Source organism: Rhizobium zaerense (assembly GCF_051810725.1).
Classification (GTDB): Bacteria; Pseudomonadota; Alphaproteobacteria; order Rhizobiales; family Rhizobiaceae; genus Rhizobium; species Rhizobium leguminosarum_I.
Genome location: NZ_CM132690.1, coordinates 3,915,466 through 3,930,402 on the forward strand (window position 1 = coordinate 3,915,466; position 14,937 = coordinate 3,930,402).

The following is a 14,937-nucleotide window of genomic DNA, read 5'->3' on the forward strand; positions in this document are numbered from 1 at the left end:
CTTCCATCGCTAACGGCTGGGCACGGCCTTCAGATAGGCGGCGATCGCCTCGCGGTCGGAGGCAGGCAGGCGGGCGATGTTCCGTTGCACATCAACCATCGAGCCGCCGACGGAATCGAAATCGGGGGTGAAGCCGGTTTCGAGGTAGCTCACGATATCGGCCTCGCTCCAGGAGCCGATACTCTTGGAGGCCGGCGTGATATCGGGTATGCGGCCCTTGCCTTCCGGATTGGGCGCGCCGGCAAGCCACATATCGGCCTTGAAGCCGCCGAGCGCATCACGCGGCGTATGGCATTCGCCGCAATGACCCGGGCCTTCGACGAGATACTGCCCGCGCTTGATCTTGTCGTTGCCCTTGGCGAGAGCCACGCGCGGCTGATCGTTGAGATAGAGGAATTTCCAGCCGCCGAGCGCCAGCCGGATGTTGAAGGGGAACGGCAGCTCATGCGGTGGCGCGACGTCTGTGCTTTTCGGCAGGGTTTTCAGGAAGGCGAAGAGATCGTTGACGTCCTTGTCGCTTATGCGGGAATAAGAGCCATAGGGAAAAGATGGGTAGAGATGCTCACCACCCGGGCCGACGCCGCGTTTCATCGCGTTGCCGAACTCGGCAAGCGTCCAGCCGCCGATGCCGGCCTTTTCATCCGGTGAGATGTTCGGCACGTGGAAGGTCCCGAAGGGGCTCTTCAGCGCCAGCCCGCCTGACAGCGTCAGCTTTGCATCGCCTTCGGAACCGGGTGCCGCATGACAGCTGACGCAGCCGCCTGCCCAGAACACCATCTGGCCGTTGGCCAGGTCCGGCGCGCCGAGACCCGCCCAATGGCTCTCCGGCAGCGGGTCGGGCGCAGTGACGAGATAGAAGGCGCCGCCGCCGAGCACGGCGACGCCGATCAGACAGAGCAGTAACCGGATGAACCTGCGGACCATGCGCCGCCTCCCCTTTTGCCAATGTTGCCGCCGTCGGTCCCACATAAAGCGATCCGCGCCGGCGGCAAGCCGGGCACGGATCGTGGATCCCCAGCATTCCATTTCCCCCGCGTCACGCGGAAGCAAGCCGCGCACCTTTGCTGGAGTTGCTGTCGTTTGTTGAGCAATTCCGGGCGCAAAACCGCTGCACACTTTTGCTGGAATTGCTGTCGTTTGTTGAGCAATTCCGGGCGCAAAACCGCTGCACACTTTTGCTGGAATTGCTCAGGTCGGCCTATCACTCCTTGATACGATAGGCCTTGTGACAGCCCGCGCAGTTGGCGCCAAGCGTGTTGATCGTGGCGCCGACGGCGGCAGGATCGGCCGGAAGCTGGGCGAGCGCAGTTTCGGCGTCAGTGGAGAGCTTGGCGGCGCGCGCCTTGAAGTCATCCATGTTTTCCCAGATCTTCGGGCTCGCCTCTTTGTCGCCGGTCTCCGTGCCCGGCTTGAACTGATCGGGAAAAACCTTGGCCGTTGCGGCAATCTTCGTCAGCGCCGCCTTCACCGCCTCGGCGTCGTAAGGCTTCGTGCCCTTGGCGATGTCCGCCAGCGCGCCAGCCGAACCGCCGATCTGCTTCATCAAGGCAATGCGCAGATCATGGGTGCCGTCGGCGGCGGTCACCGAACCGAAGGCCATGCCGGCCATCGCTACAGCCGCAGCTATTGCTTTCCAATTCATATTCCTCTCCATTTTTCCTCGGCCAAGATGGCCGATGGCCAATCTGCACCGGGAGCATGACAAAATCCATGCCTCCGGGCAGTCACGTTTTGCCGGATCATCATAAAAACAATGTGATAGGCAGTTCTCTGCTTTTATGCATGTCGTTATCCCGAAACCGCTGCACACTTCCGGGCGACATGCAGTGGCGCTCAAGCGCTTTTCCACCCCTGCCAGAGGCTGAAGGCGGAGACCGCAACCAGCAGCAGTCCGGCGAAGCGGCCGACAAAGGCCGTGACGTCAGGGTTGGCGACGAGCAGGTCGCGGCTGCGGCCGGCCGTCATCGCCAGGGTGCCGTAGATGGCAAACTGGGTGACGACAGTCATGACGCCCATGATCAGCCCCTGCATCCAGATCGGGCCATATTCCGGTCTCAGGAACTGCGGATAGACGGCAAACATGAAGATATAGGCCTTCGGATTGACCAGACAGGTGACAGCGCCCTGGCGAAAAGCGCGCCAGCCGGAGCGTGCCGTTCCCGGCCCGACCGCCTCGACGGTGATCGAACTGCGGATCAGCGAGATGCCGATCCAGATCATGTAGGCAACGCCGGCAAAGAGCAGCACGTTGAAAAGCTGCGGCAGCATGGTGACGAGCACGCCGACGCCGGCCGCGCCATAGGCCGAATGCACCGCGCCGCCGGCCATGATGCCGCCGGTCGCCGCCAGCCCGCGTTTGACGCCGCCGGTCAGCGAATTGGCGAGCACGAAGAGCATGTCCATACCCGGCACGATGATGATGCCGAAGAGAAGGGTGAAGAAGAGCCAGAGGTTTTCATGGTAGTTCATGTCAGTTACCGCCTTCGGTTCTGCAGGCCGTTTTCAAAGACCCTGATTGATTTCAATCTGATAGGCGGGTCTATACGCAAACCCAACTGACAGTGTATTGTCAGGAGCATTGCGGATGGGAGAGGTAAAATGCGCAAGGCCTCCAGGCTTTTCGAGATCATTCAGATCCTCAGGCTGGCAAGAAAGCCGATGACGGCGGCGGCGATGGCCGAGACGCTCGAAGTGACCGTGCGCTCGATCTATCGCGACATCGCCGCGCTTCAGGCGATGCGGGTGCCGATCGAGGGCGAGCGCGGCATCGGCTACATCATGCGGCCGGGCTTCGACCTGCCGCCGCTGATGTTCTCGATCGAGGAGATGGAGGCGATCGTGCTGTCGCTGGCGCTGCTCGAACGCACTGCGGACGAGGAGCTGAAGCAGGCCGCGCGCCGGGTCAACCGGAAGATATCAGGCGCCGTGCCGGCGCCGCTGCGCCAGGCGATGGACAACAAGGCGCTTTATGCCTGGGGCTCGATTGCGCAGCCGGCAGGCTTCGACCTTGCTATCGTGCGCCGCGCGATCCGCGACGAACGCAAGCTGATGCTCGGCTACCGCGACGAACTCGGCCGCGCCAGCGAGCGGACGATCCGACCGATCGCGCTGATCTATTATTCGCAGACCGCCAATATCGTCGCCTGGTGCGAGTTGCGCCAGGCGATCCGCAATTTCCGCAGCGACCGGGTGGAGCACTGCGCGACGGCTGAGGATTTCTTCAAAGGCGACGGCGACCGGTTGCGGGAACTCTGGACCAGCGGTTGGACGGAGAAACCGATCGCCGTCTAGCCATTCGCCCAATCGCGATTATTCAGAGCGACATGCCGCCCGAAACCTCGATGCGCTGGGCGTTGACCCAACGGTTGGCATCGCTCAACAGGGAAGCGATCATCGGCCCGATATCGTCGGGCACACCGGCGCGGCCGAGTGCGGTCATAGAAGCGACTGCACGGTTGATCTCCGGATTGTCCCGCACCATGCCGCCGCTGAAATCGGTTTCGATGGCGCCCGGGGCGACGGTATTGACTGCAATGCCGCGCGGGCCAAGCTCCTTGGCCATGTAGCGCGTCAGCACCTCGACTGCACCCTTTATCGAGCCATAGGCCGAGGCGCCAACCATGGTCATTCGGGCGAGACCGCTGGAGAGGTTGACGATGCGGCCGCCGTCGTCGATCAGCGGCAGGAGCTTCTGCGTGAGGAAGAAAACCCCCTTGAAATGCAGGTTGTAAAGCTTGTCCATCTCCGCTTCGGTCGTCTCCAATATCGAGGCGTGGTAGCTGGTGCCGGCATTGTTGACGAGAAAGTCGAAATGCTCACGCCCCCAACCCTTGAGGATCTCGCGTACACTTTCGACAAAGGCATCGAACGCCGCCACATTGCCGGCATCGAGTTGAAGTGCGGCGGCCTTGCGGCCGAGCGCCTCGATCTCGGCGACGACCTTCTCCGCCTCGTCGCGGTTCGAGTTGTAGGTCAAGATCACGTCGACGCCGCTCCTTGCCAGATTGACGACCGTGTTGCGGCCCAGGCCGCGGCTTCCGCCGGTAACGATTGCGACTTTCGAGGTTGAGTTCTGGTTAGGCATTTCAGGTACTCCTGATGTTTTGACAGGCCAGTTTATGCGCCGCAAGCCTGGAATCCTGAATGCCGAAATCCCGCAATTTCTTGCCTATTCCTCCAAACGCCTTGCCCAGGCGGGCTGAGGGATTAAGATCATCCTCACCGGCGCGGCAGACAGACCCCGCGTTCACTGGAGGCGAAGATGTCCGCAGATCTGAAGCAGGAGCTCAATGGGTACATGGATGCACATGGCGGAGGTGACGGGCTCTTTGCCACCGCGATCGACGGTTTTTTCCTGATGCGTTCCAGCACTCTCTCCATGCCGGAACCGGCGATCTACCGACCGGCGCTCTGCATCATCGTCGATGGCGCCAAGCAGCTCATGTTCGGAGAACGCCTTTTCGATTACGAAGCGATGCAAGCGCTGATCATCAGCGTCGAGATGCCGGCCTTCGGACAGGTGACGAAAGCCAGTGCCGAACGGCCGATGATCGCCATCAACCTGGAACTCGACGTCACTATCCTGCGCGAGGTGCTGGAGGAGATGGATGCACCGCCGAAGCCGGCAGGCGACGGCGGGCCGGGTGTTTTCGTACAAGAATTCGGCCCGGAGTTGCAGGACTGCATACTGAGACTGATCCGGACGCTCGCGGCGCCCAAAGCGATCCCAATCCTTCATCCGGCAATCATGCGAGAGATCAGTTTCTGGTTGCTTTCCGGAAAAAATGGCGATGAGATCTGCAAGCTTGCATTGCCCGACAGCCATACGCGCCGCGTGGCCGAGGCCATCTACCTGTTGCGCGGTAATTTTGCGCACGCCGTTCGGGTGGAAAAGCTTGCGGCGGCAGCCAGGATGAGCCCTTCCTCCTTCCACCAGCATTTCAAAATGCTAACCGCGATGACGCCGCTGCAGTATCAGAAGCAGTTGCGGCTACTCGAGGCCCGGCGGCTGATGGTGACCGATGGGTTCAACGCCGCAAACGCGGCCTATCAGGTGGGTTACGAGAGCGCCTCCCAGTTCAGCCGCGAATATGCCCGCATGTTCGGGACACCACCGAAGCGCGACATCAGTGAAATGAAGGCGATGCCGGCTGAGCCGGCAATCAGCTAAATGGAAAGCGTGCGGCTCGGCTCCCGGCCGAAGCCCCGGATTTCGATGCTGGAGGCATGGACCTCGACGATCGCGAAGGCATTTTCCGTCTCGGTGTCGACCACGCCCTTGAAATTGACGAAGTGGCAGGCGCCGGCGATGCCGTAATTGCCGACGTGGTCGTGGCCGTTGAGATAGGCGACGACATTGCGCTCAGAGGCGAGCAGCGCGACGATGCGCTCGCTGTCCCACATGCCGTGCTCACTGGGCGGATGCACCGGATAGTGATTCATGACGATCACCCTCTCGCCGACCTCGGCCGCTTTTGCGAGTTCATCGCGGAGCCAGGCAAACTGCTCGTCGCTCAGCGCTGCATTCCAGCGATGGGCATTCCTGGCACCCTTGGCCTGCAGCTCCGCCAGCATCTCAGCGGCAAGCGCACGATGAGGATGGCCTTCGGGCGGCGCGAAGATGCTGACCTCATTGCCGTCAAGGACGATAAAGCGCCAGCCATGGCGGGAGAAGCTGTAATAGGGCGCCGGCATGCCGAGGCGCGCAGCGACGTCGGACAAGTGTCCTGCAGAGACCGAGAAATCGTGGTTGCCGAGCAGGAAGAGCGCCTCGTGCCTGAGCTTCTCGTAGACCGGCAGGATATCGTCGAAACTTGAAAAGCTCCGGTCGATGACGTCGCCGAGCGTCATCACGAAGCTCAATTCCCAGCCGTTGAAGACCTCGATCGCCGCGGCGACCTTGGCGAGGCTGTTGGCGTAATAGCGGTCCATCGCCACGTGCGGCGCGATGGCCGCATATTGTGGGTCGGCGATGATGCCGAAGCGGAACAGGGGAGAAACAGAAGAAGACATGGGGCGTGACCAGAGCATGATGCCGAAAAGTGTGCGCGGTTTTCGGACGACATCATGCTCTAACCATTTAATTAGAACAGGATTCAGACTTTAGGCCGACCCGGCCTAAAATCATCCTGTTCTAGGAGCGGCCGATGACAGGCATGTGACGGCTTCGCGTGAAAACAAAACACCCGGCGCTTTCGGAGCGCCGGGTGTGAAATTCAAACAGGCTGACGACATCGCCGCCATGGCGGCGAGTCTGATCCCGCTTACTTCGTGGCTTCTTCGTAGCGTTCCAGGACGTAGTCCCAGTTGATCAGGCTATCGACGAAGGCCTCGAGATATTTCGGGCGGGCGTTGCGATAGTCGATGTAGTAGGAGTGTTCCCAAACGTCGACGCCGAGGATCGGGGTGGCGCCGTGAACGAGCGGGTTTTCGCCGTTCGGGGTCTTGGAAATTTCGAGCTTGCCGTTCTTGACGGAAACCCAGGCCCAGCCGGAGCCGAACTGGGTGGCGCCGGCATTGGCGAAATCGGCCTTGAACTTGTCGTAGCCGCCGAGATCGGAGGCAAAGGCCGCTTCGAGCTTGCCCGGCAGCTTGTTGCCGCCGCCGCCCTTCTTCATCCACTTCCAGAAATGGATGTGGTTGTAATGCTGGGCCGCGTTGTTGAAGAGGCCGGCATTGGTGCCGAAGGACTTCTTGACGACGTCTTCGAGCGAAAGGTCCGAAAGACCGGCTTCGGCGGCGAGCTTGTTGCCGTTGTCGACATAGGCCTTGTGGTGCTTGTCGTGGTGGAACTCCAGCGTTTCCTTCGACATGAAGGGAGCAAGCGCTTCGTAATCATAGGGAAGTTCAGGCAATTCGAAAGCCATGTCAGATCTCCTCTTGGCAATAGATTGCGTCTCGGCAGGTGAGGCGGAACATAGGAGGGGAAAGGGGGAGAGGCAACCGGCGAATTATCAAAAAACGACCCGGCCGGAGGAAAATTTGCCTCAGTTGCAGGGTTGGAGTCGTGCGTAGAAATCGCCTGGGCAAATCATTGGGAATACCCACCCCGAAAACCACTTTGCCTGTTATGGAGATCAACGGAGCCCCGATATGAACAGGAATATAATCCAGCCTCTCGCCGCGGTCGCCTTGCTTTCGCTGGCAGGTGCGGCGCATGCCTCCTCCGATGACGCCTGGAAGCAGCTCGCCGCCGACGTCGAGGCCAAATGCAAGAAGGCGGCCGTCGCGATCGAAAAGCCCAGCGCCACCGTCGATCCCTTCGGCAGCTCGCATTACGGGCTTGCCCTGGTGACAGGCAAGCCGAAGGGCGCCAAGGGGCTGATCGCCCAGATCTGCGTCTACGACAAGCAAAAGAAAACCGTCGAGATCGGCAGCGAGCTGGATGTCACAAAGCTCGGGCTCACGCCGGCGAAATAGGCCGCTATGAGGTTACTCACCGTGCTGGTTTGTGCCTTGCGTCACATTTCTGGGGAACCGAAGCCTACGCTCAGGAGTTGAAAGCCTGGGCTTTAGGGAGGTGCAGGCATGTCGGAGCTTCGCAGCAGGGCGGAAGATCAGCAGAAAATCTATCAGCGCTGGGCGCCGGTCTATGACCGGGTCTATCGCGGCATCCTGCGCGACGGCCACCGCAAGCTTGCTGCCCTCGCCGCCGCGGCCGGCACCGATATTCTGGAGATCGGCGTCGGCACCGGCCTGACGCTCGGGCATTACCCACGCCACTGCCGCGTAACCGGCATCGATATTTCCGAACACATGATCGCGCGGGCGCGCGAAAAGGCGAGACGCGAGAAGCTGCAGCATGTGCAGGCGCTTGATGTGATGGATGCGCATGCGCTCACCTTTGCCGACCAGTCTTTCGATGCTGTCTGCCTGCCCTTCGTCATCACGCTGATCCCCGAGCCCGAACGCGCGCTCGACGAATGCGCAAGAGTGCTCAGGCCGGGCGGCGAGATCATCCTTGCCAGCAAACTTGGCGACGGCGCCGGCCTGCAGGGCGTGATCGAGACGGCGGTGGCGCCGCTGGTGCGTCACATCGGCTGGTCCTCCGCCTTCCGTATTCACCGCATCGTCGCCTGGGCCGAGCGCCGCGGTGATTTCGCTCCTGCCGGTATTCTGCCGGTCTTTCCGAACGGCTTCTTCAAGATTATCCGGCTGAAGCAGCACGGAATTGCCGGCTGAGAACGGAAACTTTTTCCCGGCGTCGCGGGTTCTGCCGCATAATTCCGTAAACCGGAATCGACTTAAGGAGTTATGCGGCAATTCAAAGTGTTACAACGTCCTTTGCGCGTCTAAAGACGCGCGGCGCTGTAATGCTACCGTTTGTCTGAGGGGAATGCATGACATTGGATTTCTTCGTCTTCATCGTCGTGGGTTTCTGCGCGCAGATCGTCGACGGCGCACTCGGCATGGCCTTCGGCGTGCTGTCGACGACGAGCCTTCTCGCTTTCGGGGTGCCGGCCGCCAATGCCAGCGCCATGACGCATGTGGCGGAAATGTTCACGACCGCCGCTTCGGGCCTGTCGCATGCCTATCATCGCAACGTGGACTGGCGCCTGGTGGCGCGGCTTGCACCGGCCGGCATGATCGGCGGCGCAATCGGCGCCTATCTGCTTGCCAATATCGACGGCAAGGTGATCGAGCCCTTCGTGTCGGCCTATCTGATCGCGATCGGACTGGTGATCCTCTACAAGGCCTTTCGGCCGCCGCCGAAGCGGGATGTTCGCGACTGGATGGTGCCGCCCGTCGGCTTCTGCGGCGGCGTGCTCGATGCGATCGGCGGCGGCGGATGGGGGCCGATCGTCACTAGTTCGCTCGTCAGCCGCGGCCATGACCTGAAGCGGGTGATCGGCTCGACCAACTTCACCGAATTCGCCGTGACACTGACGATTTCCCTGACCTTCCTGCTGACGCTTGGCTGGTCGGAGCTCAATTCGGCGATCGGCCTGATCATCGGCGGCGTCATCGCTGCCCCCTTCGGCGCGATCCTCGTCAAGCGGCTGCCGGTGCGGCCGCTGATGGTGGCGGTGTCGATGATCATCATCGGCACTTCGGCGATGCGGATCCTGTGAAGATCTGCGTTTTAGGGTCACAGATTCCGGCCGAAATAGACATCCACGGATTCGATCTTGTCGCCGCGGAAGCGAAGGCTCTCGATATTGCGGAAGCTGCCGCCATCCCGTTTTTCGGCGCGGTAGCGGACAACCGCCTCGTCGCCGTGGATCGCCAGGAATTCGATGTCAAAACCGCGGAAGACCGGCTCCTTCGGCCAGCAGCGTTCGAAATAAGTCGCCCGGTCGATGTGGTCGTCACGCGGACTGGAGAAGGTGAAATCCTCGGTCAACATGGCGCCGACGATATCCTTGCGGTCGTCGAGATAGGCGGCGTAGAGATGACGGACGGTCTGTTCTCGGGATGTGCGCATGTCGCTCATGGCAATGTCCTCGGATTAACCGATTGCGTAATGCAATCGGTCTTCTTCAGCACTTTTGCCTGAGAAGGTCCAGATTGCAGCGGCAATTTCCAAAAACAGGCCGCCGATCCCGGAAGCGCCGTCTTGAAGGACGGGCCACAGCGCGGCTATATCAGCGCGTGCCCGCCCTGGAACGACGGGCGCATCCGCCGCTAAGGCCCATGCGCTCGACATCGAAAGCTCGATCTCAGGACAGATTCACTGCGCCGATCTCCTCGCCGCGGTAAAGAACACATCGTTTCATTAGGCGCGGCGGAACTTCGCCTGCCGCATATTTCCTCAAATCGGAACCGATTTGAGGAAATATGCAGATTTCAATGTGTTACAGCGTCCTTTGCGCGCCTTAAAAGACGCGCGGCGCTGTAGAATCAATGCCGAGGCCGAGAGAATGACCGATACGCAATTGGACGCCGCTAGCGCCAGGCCGGGCTCGGTCTTCTGGAAGCGCAACCTTACCATCTCGCTGATCGGCTCCTTCACCACGATCGTGGCGATGACGCTGCTGCTTCCCTTCCTGCCGCTTTATGTCGAGGAACTCGGCGTCAGCGACCATGCTGACATCGTGCAATGGTCGGGCATCGCCTATGGCGCCACCTTCTTCGCCGCGGCTCTCGTCGCGCCGCTCTGGGGCCGGCTCGGCGATATTTACGGCCGCAAGCTGATGCTGGTGCGCGCCAGCCTCGGCATGACGCTGGCGATCTCGCTGATGGGCATGGCCGGCAACGTCTGGCAGCTGGTGGCGCTGCGCCTTTTCGTCGGGCTTGCCGGCGGTTATGCCTCCGGCTCGATGGTGCTGGTGGCGACGCAGACGCCGAAGGACCGTTCGGCCTGGGCGCTCGGCGTGCTCTCCTCCGGCATCATGGCGGGCAATCTCGTCGGGCCGCTGATCGGCGGGGCGCTGCCGCCCGTCATCGGCATCCGCGGCACGTTTCTTGCCGCCGGCGGCATGATCTTCCTTGCTTTTCTCGCCACATCCTTGCTGATCAAAGAGGAGAAGTCGCCAGCCCGCAAGCAGGCGGCTAAGGCCAGCGGCGGCTGGAAATCGATCGCCGACAAGCGGCCTGTCATCGCCATGCTGGCGACAGGCATGCTGCTGATGTTCGCCAATATGTCGATCGAGCCGATCATCACGGTCTATGTCGCGCAGCTCGTGCCCGTCGAATCCCAGGTGACGATGATATCGGGCATCGTCATGTCGGCGGCTGCCCTTGGCAGCATTCTGTCGGCCTCATGGCTCGGCAAGCTCGCCGACAGGATCGGCCATTGGCCGGTGATTGCAGGCGCGCTCGCCGTCGCCGGGCTGCTGCTGATACCGCAGGCCTTCGTCACCAGTTCCTGGCAGCTGATCATCCTGCGTTTCCTGATGGGTGTGGCGCTCGGCGGGCTGCTGCCCTGCATCGCCGCGGTCATCCGGCACAGCGTGCCGGATAGTGCGGCCGGCAGCATTCTCGGGCTTTCGATTTCCTCGCAATATGTCGGCCAGGTGGCCGGCCCCATCCTTGGCGGCTTTGTCGGCGGCCATATCGGCATGCGGGCGGTTTTCCTCGGCACCTCCGTGCTGCTTGTCGTCGGCGCGGCCTATGCCTGGATGGTACGGCCGCGGGATCCTAAGACATCCGGCTAAAGGGCTTTCCCACAGATCAGCTCGACGCCCGAGCGGGCAATCGCTTCCAGCGTCTCGCGGCTGTCGCCGGCACGGGCGCGGACGGCGAGCGAATGCATGACGGCGGAGGCAAGCCTGGCAAGCATCTGCGGATCGGCGCTTTGGGGAAGCTCGCCTCTTTCCATGCCAAGGCGCATGCGCTTTTCAATCTCGTCGTCGAAATCGTTGAGACTGCGGCCGAGCACCTCGCGGACCCGCTCATGCTGGACCGCCTCGGCCGATGCCGTGCCGATCAGCAGACAGCCGCGGGCCGCGGTTTCGCCATGCAGATAGATCGCCAGCGCACCGGCATAGACGCGGGCGATATTGTCGCGCAGCGGCAGTGACGGGTCGAGCGCCTCGGCGAGCGTATTCATGCCGTCCTGCCGATAGCCCTCCAGCGTATCGAGATAGAGATCCTCCTTGTCGCCGAAGGCGCCGTAAAGGCTCGGGCGGTTGAGGTTGGTCGCCGCACTCAGATTATCGAGCGAGGCGGCGGCAAACCCCCTGTCCCAGAAGACATCCCGTGCCTTGCCGAGCGCCGCCTTGGCATCGAAGGCCCGCGGGCGGCCGCGCTTCTTCTCGTCCTTCATATTTGTACCGTTTCGCATTAAATTCTTGACGAGGGTTATTTTATACGAAACAGTACAAATGTTCAACGCTATCGACGGAGTCGGCATCGACCGCCTCCATAAGGAGAGGAAACCGCAATGAAACTTTATATGCACGCAGCCGCCTGTTCGCTTTCGCCGCACATCATCTGCCGGGAGCTCGGGCTCGATATCGAGCTCGTTCCGGTCGACCGGCAGACCCACAGGACGAGCACCGGCGAGGATTATCTCGCGATCAACGGCAACGGATATGTGCCGGCGCTGATGCTCGACGATGGCAAAGTGCTGACCGAGGGGCCGGCGATCGTGCAGTTCCTCGCCGACAGTGTGCCCGAAGGAGCAGCCCTTTTGCCTGAGCTCGGCAATATCCGCCGCAACGAGGTGCAATCCTATCTCAACTTCATCACCGCCGAGCTGCACAAGCCGATGGTGCTGCTCTTCAATCCGATTTATTCCAGCGTTCATAGGGAGGTCCGCGCGCTGATATCGAAGCGGCTGACATGGCTGAACGGTCGTCTTGCCGAACCCTATCTCACCGGCGATGCATTCACAGTCGCGGATGCCTATCTCTTCGTCTGCCTGAACTGGTCGCCCTGGACCGATATCGATCTCAAGCAATGGCCGGCGCTGCACGGCTTCATGGCCCGTGTTGCGGCACGGCCGAAGGTGCGCGAGGCGCTGCAGGCCGAAGACCTCGAGGCCTTCGATGCCGACGGCGTCTATTTCGCGCCGCATGCCTATCTCGCTTCGTCAGGACGGACGGGCGAGCCGGTCAGGCCGTAAATCCAGGTCGCGTCCGCGCGCATCCCGCGCTTGGGCGACCGTCAGAGGGCGCTCACAGCCACCGGCAAAGCGCGCTTGTGGGCTGTCGCCCGATAGGCGGCGAGGATGCGGCGGCGGGCGATCTCGCCGACCGGCTTGCCTTCGAGGAAATCGTCGATCTCGTCATAGCTGACGCCATAGGCCTCCTCGTCGGGGCGCAGCGGCCGCTGGTCCTCGAGATCGGCTGTGGGCACCTTGAACACCAGTTCGTCCGGGGCGCCGAGCCGTTTTGCCAGCAGGCGGACGCGGCGCTTGTTGAGGCCGGCGAGCGGCAGGATATCGGCGGCGCCGTCGCCGAACTTGGTGAAGAAACCCATGACCGCCTCGGCCGCATGATCGGTGCCGATGACGAGGCTGCCAAGCGCCCCGGCAAGGGCGAACTGGGCAATCATCCGCTGGCGCGCCTTGATATTGCCGAGGATGAAATCCTGACGGCCAGCATCGGCAAAGGCGAGGCCGCCGTTTAGCGCAGCGGCAAGCATCGCATCCGCCGGCGCCTTGATGTTGACCACCATAGAGCGGTCGGCGCCGATCGTTTCCAGCGCCCTCACCGCATCGGCCTCATCCGCCTGGACAGCATAGGGAAGGCGCACGGCGATGAATTCGGCCGCATGGCCGCCTTCCCGCAGCTCGCGCACCGCCTTTTGAGCCAGCAGCGCCGCCGTCAGCGAATCGACGCCGCCGCTGATGCCGAGGACGTAGCCGCGCATGCCGGAGGCGACGAGATAATCCTTGAGGAAAGCGGTTCGCCGTTCGATCTCCCGCTCAGGGTCGATATCGGCGGCAACACCCAGTTCACGGATGATCTCGCCTTGTTCGTCGAACAGCACAGTCATAGGCCTCTTCCTCCCCGCTTACGGAATTTCGGTGTCACTATGGCGAAAAGATGGGGGAGGACGAAGCCGTTTTGGGCAAACCTGCCATGCATTTTATGCAAGTGGGCGTTGGGGGTTTGGGAATGAACTGCCTGACCTCACAGCAATAAAGCTGCCCCTCACCCTAACCCTCTCCCCGTTCTGACGGGGAGAGGGGACGTGCCTCAAGCAACGGTGGAAGGCAGTAGAGACGTCGCGGCATATCCCTTCTCCCCGCGAGCGGGGAGAAGGTGCCGGCAGGCGGATGAGGGGCGGACCAGAAATCTGGATTCTGCCAGCTGGGTGGGCTTGCACCTACCGCACAATCGTGAACAGCTCGACCGCATCGGCAAAACCCTTCAGCCTGTGCGACCCGACCGACACCACATCCCCTGCCCGCGCTTCCTCACGGAACGGCGCCGACATCAGCAAGGCTTCTCCGAGTTCGCTGCAGGCGGTCTGGATGCGGCTGACCAGGTTGACGTCGCCGCCGATCAGGGTGAAGTCGAGGCGGCGGCCGGAGCCGACGTTGCCGTAGCTGACCTCGCCGTAGTGCAGAGCGATTCCGGCCTTCACGCCGATGCCCTCGTATTGGAAATGGTCGATCTCATCGAGGATGGCGCGGGCCGATGCCAGGGCCGCACCGCAGGAATGGGCGGCATCATAACCCGGGAAGAAGGCAAGCACGGCGTCGCCCATGAATTTCAGCACTTCGCCGCCCTCGCGGGTGATGGCCGGTACGATCCTGTCGAAATAGGCGTTCAGCAGCCCGAGCACGGTGCTGCCGGGCAGCCGGTTCGACAGCTCGGTGAAGCCGCGCAGATCGCAGAGCAGCAGCGCTGCCTCCATCGATTCGATCTCGTCGCGGCGGATGCGGCCGGCCAGGATGCGGCTTGCCGTCAGCGGGCCGATATAGGTATCGAGCAGGCTGAGCTCGACCTGGCGAAGGATGCGCAGTTCGCTGGTGTTGCGCAGCGCCGGCAAGATCTGCTCGATCACCTGACGCTCGGAGGCGGTGAAGCCGCCCGGCCGCTTCGTGCCGAAGACGGCGGCGCTGACCGGGCCGTCGACATTGCAGAGCGGCGCGATGACGAGCTGCATCAGGCCGCGATCGGCGAAGACATCGATATGCTGCCAGCGGCCATGCACGCTTTCGCCGGTATCGACGACCAGCGGCTCGCGAGTTTCCATGACCTTGCGCAGCGGCGTATTTGATATGGCGACGCGCGCGCCGTGTTCCCGATCATGGATCTCGACCGGTTCACCCGGCGCCCAGGCGATGGTGCGGCCGATGAACTCGGGATGCAGGGTCATCAGATGCAGCGTCAACCGGTCGATCGGAAGGCCAAGCGCCTGAAGCCGGCGGCCAAGGCCGGAGACGAGGCCGACTTCGTCGAGCGCGTGGCATTCGTCGCCGGAGAGCCATTCGATGATGGAGAGCAGTGCGCCGACACTGACGGCATAGCCGGCGGCCTTGGGCTGGAGCCTGTCGATATCGGGGGCATGGATCGCTGGCGTCATGGCTTTCTCCTCCTT

The 14,937-nt window shown here is 62.1% G+C and carries 17 protein-coding genes; 7 read left to right on the forward strand and 10 right to left on the reverse strand.

The genetic code is table 11. The features are described from left to right. Nucleotides 1-9 precede the first annotated feature (9 nt). The 3 genes from ACS4RR_RS19165 to ACS4RR_RS19175 all read right to left on the reverse strand — a co-directional run bounded on the left by ACS4RR_RS19165 (nt 10) and on the right by ACS4RR_RS19175 (nt 2,469). The gene (locus ACS4RR_RS19165; protein WP_260298406.1) at nt 10-924 is read right to left on the reverse strand and encodes a cytochrome c; all 915 of its coding nucleotides are present in this window, start codon (nt 922-924) and stop codon (nt 10-12) included. Between the two features lie 277 nt (nt 925-1,201). Further along, entirely contained in the window at nt 1,202-1,642 is a 441-nt protein-coding gene (locus ACS4RR_RS19170; protein WP_456189138.1) for a c-type cytochrome, read from the reverse strand. 191 nt (nt 1,643-1,833) lie between these two features. After that, a complete protein-coding gene (locus ACS4RR_RS19175) occupies nt 1,834-2,469 on the reverse strand; it encodes a LysE family translocator (protein WP_017963499.1) in 636 nt (211 codons plus the stop codon). A 129-nt stretch (nt 2,470-2,598) separates the two neighbouring features. On the opposite strand from ACS4RR_RS19175, the gene ACS4RR_RS19180 reads away from it, so the two are divergent. Continuing rightward, nucleotides 2,599-3,291 carry a helix-turn-helix transcriptional regulator gene (locus ACS4RR_RS19180; RefSeq protein WP_017963498.1) on the forward strand — a complete coding sequence of 231 codons (693 nt, stop codon included), beginning with the start codon at nt 2,599-2,601 and terminating at the stop codon, nt 3,289-3,291. A 22-nt stretch (nt 3,292-3,313) separates the two neighbouring features. Here the strand turns inward: ACS4RR_RS19180 and ACS4RR_RS19185 are convergent, their stop codons facing one another. After that, entirely contained in the window at nt 3,314-4,084 is a 771-nt protein-coding gene (locus ACS4RR_RS19185) for an SDR family NAD(P)-dependent oxidoreductase (protein WP_456189139.1), read from the reverse strand. A 177-nt stretch (nt 4,085-4,261) separates the two neighbouring features. Here ACS4RR_RS19185 and ACS4RR_RS19190 point away from each other — a divergent pair, with 177 nt between their 5' ends. Then, the gene (locus tag ACS4RR_RS19190) at nt 4,262-5,170 is read left to right on the forward strand and encodes an AraC family transcriptional regulator (protein ID WP_456189140.1); all 909 of its coding nucleotides are present in this window, start codon (nt 4,262-4,264) and stop codon (nt 5,168-5,170) included. On the opposite strand, the gene ACS4RR_RS19195 is transcribed toward ACS4RR_RS19190, so the two are convergent. Together ACS4RR_RS19195 and ACS4RR_RS19200 are read right to left on the reverse strand one after the other, a co-directional pair. Next, nucleotides 5,167-6,012: a metallophosphoesterase gene (locus tag ACS4RR_RS19195; RefSeq protein WP_456189141.1), complete on the reverse strand. Its 846-nt coding sequence runs from the start codon at nt 6,010-6,012 to the stop codon at nt 5,167-5,169. The two genes, ACS4RR_RS19190 and ACS4RR_RS19195, sit on opposite strands and share 4 nt — an antisense overlap. 251 nt (nt 6,013-6,263) lie before the next feature. Then, complete coding sequence (locus ACS4RR_RS19200) at nt 6,264-6,866, reverse strand: superoxide dismutase (RefSeq protein WP_003569477.1); 603 nt, start codon at nt 6,864-6,866, stop codon at nt 6,264-6,266. A 226-nt stretch (nt 6,867-7,092) separates the two neighbouring features. On the opposite strand from ACS4RR_RS19200, the gene ACS4RR_RS19205 reads away from it, so the two are divergent. The 3 genes from ACS4RR_RS19205 (at nt 7,093) to ACS4RR_RS19215 (ending at nt 9,071) form a co-directional block, all read left to right on the forward strand. Continuing rightward, on the forward strand, nt 7,093-7,419 hold the full coding sequence (locus tag ACS4RR_RS19205) for a hypothetical protein (RefSeq protein WP_260110461.1): 327 nt from the start codon (nt 7,093-7,095) through the stop codon (nt 7,417-7,419). A gap of 108 nt (nt 7,420-7,527) precedes the next feature. Next, the gene (locus ACS4RR_RS19210) at nt 7,528-8,181 is read left to right on the forward strand and encodes a class I SAM-dependent methyltransferase (protein ID WP_017963493.1); all 654 of its coding nucleotides are present in this window, start codon (nt 7,528-7,530) and stop codon (nt 8,179-8,181) included. A gap of 158 nt (nt 8,182-8,339) precedes the next feature. Continuing rightward, entirely contained in the window at nt 8,340-9,071 is a 732-nt protein-coding gene (locus tag ACS4RR_RS19215) for a sulfite exporter TauE/SafE family protein (protein WP_017963492.1), read from the forward strand. Between the two features lie 17 nt (nt 9,072-9,088). Here the strand turns inward: ACS4RR_RS19215 and ACS4RR_RS19220 are convergent, their stop codons facing one another. Continuing rightward, the gene (locus tag ACS4RR_RS19220; RefSeq protein WP_170280373.1) at nt 9,089-9,433 is read right to left on the reverse strand and encodes a nuclear transport factor 2 family protein; all 345 of its coding nucleotides are present in this window, start codon (nt 9,431-9,433) and stop codon (nt 9,089-9,091) included. 427 nt (nt 9,434-9,860) lie between these two features. Between ACS4RR_RS19220 and ACS4RR_RS19225 the strand changes: the two genes are divergently transcribed. Next, entirely contained in the window at nt 9,861-11,096 is a 1,236-nt protein-coding gene (locus ACS4RR_RS19225; protein WP_222386180.1) for a multidrug efflux MFS transporter, read from the forward strand. On the opposite strand, the gene ACS4RR_RS19230 is transcribed toward ACS4RR_RS19225, so the two are convergent. Further along, nucleotides 11,093-11,707, reverse strand: coding sequence for a TetR/AcrR family transcriptional regulator (locus tag ACS4RR_RS19230; RefSeq protein WP_222386179.1), 615 nt, complete (start codon nt 11,705-11,707; stop codon nt 11,093-11,095). The genes ACS4RR_RS19225 and ACS4RR_RS19230 overlap by 4 nt on opposite strands. 117 nt (nt 11,708-11,824) lie before the next feature. Between ACS4RR_RS19230 and gstA the strand changes: the two genes are divergently transcribed. Next, nucleotides 11,825-12,508, forward strand: coding sequence for a glutathione transferase GstA (gstA, locus tag ACS4RR_RS19235; protein ID WP_260110460.1), 684 nt, complete (start codon nt 11,825-11,827; stop codon nt 12,506-12,508). A 41-nt stretch (nt 12,509-12,549) separates the two neighbouring features. Here the strand turns inward: gstA and nadE are convergent, their stop codons facing one another. Next, complete coding sequence (nadE, locus tag ACS4RR_RS19240) at nt 12,550-13,383, reverse strand: NAD(+) synthase (RefSeq protein ID WP_017963487.1); 834 nt, start codon at nt 13,381-13,383, stop codon at nt 12,550-12,552. Between the two features lie 333 nt (nt 13,384-13,716). Continuing rightward, nucleotides 13,717-14,922, reverse strand: a complete 1,206-nt coding sequence (locus ACS4RR_RS19245; protein ID WP_456189142.1) for an adenylate/guanylate cyclase domain-containing protein — start codon at nt 14,920-14,922, stop codon at nt 13,717-13,719. Nucleotides 14,923-14,937: the final 15 nt, after the last annotated feature.